Source organism: Candidatus Enterococcus wittei, assembly GCF_002140175.1.
GTDB lineage: Bacteria > Bacillota > Bacilli > Lactobacillales > Enterococcaceae > Enterococcus_B > Enterococcus_B wittei.
The window spans coordinates 816,197-821,990 of the sequence record NZ_NGMO01000002.1; the positions used below are offsets into that span (position 1 = coordinate 816,197).

Here is a 5,794-nt window from a genome sequence, read left to right on the forward strand (position 1 = left end):
GCATATGTCTTTAACAGATATTCTAAAAAAAGTAGAAAAGATAATTGAATTGGAGAAGAAAAGTGATTTGACTCCAGACGACAGACAACAACCCAAAGGCAGTGAAGTGTCCAAGCAAGCAAGGGAGAATGAAACACCATGGCATAATGATCCAACATTCCAAACGCCTCTGGCTACAGGAGCCGAGCAACAATTTGATGAAAAACTATTTGAATCTGAAACAAAAATTTTGGTGGATGAAATATTGGCTGATGGAGAGCATATGTCTTTAACAGATATTCTAAAAAAAGTAGAAAAGATAATTGAATTGGAGAATAAAAATGATTTGACTCCAGACGACAGACAACAACCCCAAGGCAGTGAAGTGTCCAAGCAAGCAAGGGAGAATGAAACACCATGGCATAATGATCCAACAGTCAAAGCGTTTCTAGCTACAGGATCTGAATCCACAATTGATTGGAATGAAATATTGACTGATGAAGAGTATCTTTCTATAACAGATAGTGCTAGTCTGGCTGCTGCGCAAGAGAAGGTTATTTCTAGAATTCTAAAAAAAATAGGCGAGAATGATGAGTTGGAGAAGAAGACTGATCTGACTCAAGATGGTAGGCAGCAAACAAGGGACAATGAGATAGGTCAACAAGTCAGTTTGAACGAAACTTCATCACACAATGTAACAGTAATCGAAGAGGATTGGCTAAGGAAAGGATTAAAACCAACAAAACTACCTAATGACCGTCCGAGTTCTTTACCATCTAAGTATATCAAACAACCGAAAATCGATAAAAACGATAAAATCAATAAAATTAATATAATCAATAAAATCGATAAAATGGATGACAAAAAGGTTAATAAAGAAATAAACTTTTTTGTACTGAACAGTAAGAGCTGGATTGATGAACAAATTAGTGGATGGAACAAAGCAATGAAAGATCCGGAATTACAAGAGTTAGGGACGAACTTTGCAGAGAACTTTACTATAACTAAGAATGATATAAAGAAGGCGAGTGATTTATCACAGAATCGTAGTGAGCAACAGCAAGACAATAAAGCGGAATTGAACAATATGAACCCGTTAGATCAATTAATTGTCGAACTGATTAAAAAAACGAAACAGACGTTATTGGAAGGAAAACAGCAACAACTAATAAATGGAAAAACACCTTTTTCTATAAATATACAAGTTGCTCAAAAAATAAATGAATTCAAACATGTGATAGAAGGGTTGCGGAATTTTAAAAGGAAACTACAGCAAGTCAATAAAACAGTCAAACAAGAAACGTTAAGTGAAACTCCATCAAATCATAAAACAACCGGCAAACGGAATCATTGGAAGAAAAGGACTCCTAATCAATCAGCCATAGACCAAACGATGAATTCCTCCAAGGATAAGACCGAGTTGCCTCAAGACTCTAAACAACAAACAAAGGACAATGAGATAGAACAACAAGCCAGTTTGAACGAAACTTCATCACACAATGTAACGGTGACTGAACAAAGACCTCCAAAACTACCTACTCTTAAAAAATTAGTGCAACAATCCAGTGAAAAAAATTCTACTTCCCTAGAAGCAATGAATAAACTAAATCTTGAGGAGAAAATTACTAAATCAAATACGCTCCAATCGAACGCCAAATCTATCTTTAAAGATGTATCAAATACGAATAAAGGACAAAATACCGCAACGCAATTCTCGCAAAAGAGAAATATATCTAGCATTATGCGTAATAGTATTATTCAGAGTAACAATCATAATTTAACTGTAGGTAATCAGCAAACAGTCTTGAAGCGAAGTGATCTAAACCAAGCACTTGCCAAATAATGTTGGTGAAAAGAAATCTAGATTGATTGTTGAGGCTGAGGCATAAGTAAAAAAAGACTAAAATATTCGATTGATATTAGATGAATTGGACTATTCATCGTGAATTTACGATGAAGATCTACTGGATCGCAAGAGCAATATCAAGTTAGTTCGGATATTCAGTTTGTTGAAGAACTTATGTCACAGCCCCCTTCTTTAATGGATCACCATGTCAAATTATTATTAGCAAATTAAACTTATAAAACTGTGGAAGTCAGAGGTGTTTTCTTTGGATACATTGGTAGGATCATTTACACATCGTGACGGACTATTTTATTAGCCATAACGAAGGGAAAGTTTAGAAGAAGCTTTTGGAAATTCTCTAAGTCTAGGCTTCAAGAAAAATCATCATTTCATATTCGCCAATCCTTTAAGTGTTTCAACTTCAAGCCAAACAACTCATATAATCAAATTAGACTACCCTTTAAAATGAAACTTGTATTTCCGTTAAGAAGGGGGTGTAGCTATTAGAACAAAATAAAATCATGAACTCAGAGTTAACGATTATCAAAAAGATAAAACTTAAGATTTTCTTTTTTATTAAATAAAAAGATAAACAATATTCCGATTTAATTTTTCTAAACTTTTATAGTCAAATTGAAAGAAATTTCTAGTGGACAACGAGCAGAGTGGTTACAAATCGTTGTTTAGTTAGATGAATTTAAGCGATGAAATTGGTAGCTGTATCACTTTGCCTACCTAAACTATATTTAGAACGATCAACTGTTAGTTTTGTAGTGATTTTAAATATAGGAGTTATCTATCAGTTAGTATCATACATAAACACCCATAAATAGAATGAGGCTTATTGTTGTTATTTAAGAAATACGTAGAACAAATTTAACTTTAAATTAAGGAGTGAAAAAAATGCCAAGAAATAGTTCAAAAAGCAATTCAACTAGTGACTATAGAAGAACAATAGGTAGAAACTACAACAGAACACATGACCCACGTAATGCGGAAAACATCCAAGAGAATCTAAATGCTATCGCCAATGGCTCTCAGCAACCAATAAGAAATACAAATTCAATAAAAGATGTAGTAGTAAAATATTTATATTACTCGTATTCTATGTTAGCAAATGCTAGTGAAGAGGCAAGACAAAACAGAACCTTATCCCATAATCAGACAGGAGCGGGGACATCAAACAATCAAACGGTATCAGGGATACCGAGAAATCAAACAGTATCAGAGATACCGAGAAATCAAACACATATAAGATTTTACGATGAACTAACTGCAATGTTCTCAAACAATCAAACGATATCAGGGAAACCGAGAAATCAAACAGTAGTAGACATATCTAATAACAGTACGGATGTAAGAAAATCTAAGAAAAGTTCTGTCCATTCTGCTTCATCGCTGAAAAGTAAGAAAAAAAATCAAAAAAACAACAATAAAATTGATAAAAAATACGTTATGCCTGTTAGAGAACATGGTGAACAACAGCAAGTCAATCAGAAGACTAATCAAGCACTCAACCTATCGAAACTGAAAAGTAAAGGCTGGATTGATAAACAAATTTTCAATTGGAACAAAGCAATGAAAGCACCAGCACTTCAAAAACTAGAGATGGACTTTAAAGAGAAATTTACTATAACAATGAATGATATAAAGAAGGTGAGTGATTTATCACAGAATCGTAGCGAGGAACAGCAAGACAATCAAACGGAATTGAACAATACGAACTCGTTGAATCAATTAATTGTCAAACTAGTTAAGGAAAAGAAACGGATGTTATTGGAAGGGAAACAGCAACAACTAAATGGAGAAACACCTTTTTCTATAAATATACATATTGCTCAGGAAATGATTAAATTCAAGAGTGAAATAGAAGAGTTACAGGATTTAATTCGAAAACAACAGCAAACCAGTCAAACGATCAATCAAGAAAAGTTAAGTGAAACTTCATTAAATCATAAAACAACCACCAATCGGAATCACTTGAAGAGAGTGGAGCCTGAACAACCAGTCGTAGACCAAACGATGGATTCTTTCAAGAATAAGACAGATTTGTCACAAGACTCTAAACCACAACCAAAGGACAATGAATCTGTGGACCAGTCCAAGTTGGATGAACGACCATCATACAATGAAACTTACACGATTGGAAGAGAAAATGCTGGTAGAAATAATACTGAGTATCAAACGATGAGTTCTAAAAAGCATGAAGAAGGGGCAACTAGCCTTGGAAACGATCAATCAACCGAAAGTGAAAGGCAATTTACGTACCGAGGGAAAACCTACAAATGGGACAAGCAAACAGAAGATTTGATAATTCAAGAAGTTAAAGCACAGCCTGATGGCCCGATGGCTGGGCTTTTAAAAGAAGTTAGGAGCATAGGAATTAACAGTAAGACATTTATGGAATTAAATGAAAGTAAGCAGGTTAGTTTTATTTTTGCTAAAAAAATAAGTGAGAAGCTTGAGTTGGAGAAGAAGGCTGATTGGACTCAAGACTCTAAACCACAATCAAAGGACAATGAGGTAGTAGACCAAGCCCAAGCCAAGTTGGATGAACGACTATCATACGATGAAACTTATAAGAGTGGTAGAAAAAATGCTAGTAGAAAAAATGCTAGTAGAAAAAATGCTAGTAGAAAAAATGCTAGTAGAAATAATACTGAGTATCAAACGGTGAATTCTAAAAAGCATGAAGAAGAGGCAACTAGCCTTGGGAACGATCAATCAACCGAAAGTGAAAGGCAGAACGATCAATCAACCGAAAGTGAAAAGCAACTTATGCACCAGGGGAAACCCTACAAATGGGATAAGCAAACAGAAGATGTGTTAATTCAAGAAAGCAAGGCACGTCCTGATGGCCTGGTGGCTAGGTTTTTAAAAGAAGCTAGGAGTATAGTTAACAGTAGGATATTTATGGAATTACATGAAGATGAGCAGGCTATTTTTATTTTTGCTCAAAAAATAAGTGAGAAGCTTGAGTTGGAGAAGAAAACTGATTGGACTCAAGACACTAGCCTTTGGGACGATCAACTAACTGGAAATGTAAGGCAATTTATGCACCATGGGGAAATCTACAAATGGAGTAAGCAAATAGAAGATTCGATAATTCAAGAAATTAAAACGGATCCTAATGGCTCGAAGGCTAAACTTTTAAAAGAAGCTAGGAGTGTAGGAATCAACAGTAAGAAATTTATGGAATTACCTAAAAGCAAGCAGGCTACTTTTATTTTTATGCTAAAAATAAGTAAGAGGCTTGAGTTGGAGAAGAGGGCTGATCGGACTCAACACGATAGTCAACAACTAAAAGACAATGACCGAGTAGGTTCTAATTTACCTCCTAAGCATAGTGAACAACAGCAAGATATTCAAAAGATCAAGCTAGAGAGATTGAAAAATAAGGACTGGATTGATGAACAAATTAGCGAGTGGAACAAAACAATGGAAAATCCGAAATTTAAAAAAATAGGAGAGGCCTTTAAAGAGAACTTTACTGTAACAATGGATGACATAAAGGAGGAAGTGAGTGATTTTTCTCATAACCCTAGTGAGCAAAAGCAAGGCAAAGAAACGGTACGGAACAATATGGACTCGCAAAGTCAAAAAATTGCCGAACTGGCTAAGAAGACAAAACAGCTATTAGTGAAAGGAAAACAGCGACAACTACAACTGAATAACCAAACAGCTCTTTTTATAAATACGCCAATTGCTCTGGAATTAAATGAAATCCATCAGGAGATAGAAAGACTATGGAGGCTAGAACAACAACAAGCCAGTAAAACGGTCACTCAAGTGACGTTAAAGGAATTTCCATCAAATAATCAAACAACCATCAATCGGAATCACTTGAAGAGAATGGCACCTAATCAACAAAACATAGACCAAATAATGGATTCCTTAAAGAATAAGACAGATTTATCTCAAGACTCTAAACAACACTCAATGGACAATGAGATAGACCAACAAGTCACG

General features: G+C 34.9%; 2 protein-coding genes. Both read left to right on the forward strand.

The genetic code is table 11. The features are described 5' to 3' along the window. Nucleotides 1-1,822, forward strand: a 1,822-nt coding sequence (locus A5844_RS07860) for a hypothetical protein (protein WP_218776171.1), incomplete at its 5' end; no start/stop codon positions are given. Nucleotides 1,823-2,728: 906 nt separating this feature from the next. Then, nucleotides 2,729-5,794: hypothetical protein (locus A5844_RS14255; RefSeq protein ID WP_179190563.1), on the forward strand; the 3,066-nt coding region annotated here is incomplete at its 3' end.